Source organism: Streptomyces minutiscleroticus, from assembly GCF_014650875.1.
GTDB lineage: Bacteria > Actinomycetota > Actinomycetes > Streptomycetales > Streptomycetaceae > Streptomyces > Streptomyces minutiscleroticus.
Map to the genome: position 1 here is coordinate 1 of NZ_BMVU01000234.1, position 716 is coordinate 716.

Genomic DNA, 716 nt, shown 5'->3' on the forward strand with positions numbered 1-716 from the left:
TTCGTGTTCCCGGGTCAGGGGGCGCAGTGGGTGGGTATGGGGCGTCGGTTGCTGGATGAGTCGCCGGTGTTCGCGCGGGCGGTGGCCGAGGTGGCGGATGCGTTGGCGCCGTATGTGGACTGGTCGTTGGTGGATGTGGTGCGGCAGGTGGAGGGTGCTGCGTCGTTGGAGCGGGTCGATGTGGTGCAGCCGGTGTCGTTCGCGGTGATGGTGGGTTTGGCGCGGTTGTGGGAGTGGGTGGGTGTGCGGCCGGACGCGGTGGTGGGTCACTCGCAGGGCGAGATCGCGGCGGCGCATGTGGCAGGGATTCTCAGTCTTGAGGATGCGGCGGCGGTGGTGGCGTTGCGGTCGCAGGCCATCGCCCGTGGCCTGGCGGGGCGGGGCGGCATGGTGTCGGTGGCCCTGCCGTTGGAGCGTGTGGCCGGGGTGTTGCCGGCGGGGGTGGAGGTGGCCGCCGTCAACGGGCCGTCGTCGGTGGTGGTCGCCGGGGATCCGGGCGGGCTGGACGAGCTGGTCGCCGTCTGGGAGGCGGACGAGGTTCGGGTGCGCCGTATCCCGGTGGACTACGCCTCGCACACCTCGCACGTGGAGGCCATCGAGGAGGAGCTGGGGCGGCTGCTGGCCGGGATCCGGCCGCAGCGCGCGGCCGTTCCCTTCCGTTCCTCGGTGGAGGGTCGGTGGCTGGAGGGTCCGGAGCTGGACGCGGGGTACTGGTA

The 716-nt window shown here is 71.9% G+C and carries 1 protein-coding gene; it reads left to right on the forward strand.

The features are described 5' to 3' along the window. Window positions 1-716, forward strand: a 716-nt coding sequence (locus IE271_RS41205; RefSeq protein ID WP_190195516.1) for an acyltransferase domain-containing protein, incomplete at both ends; no start/stop codon positions are given.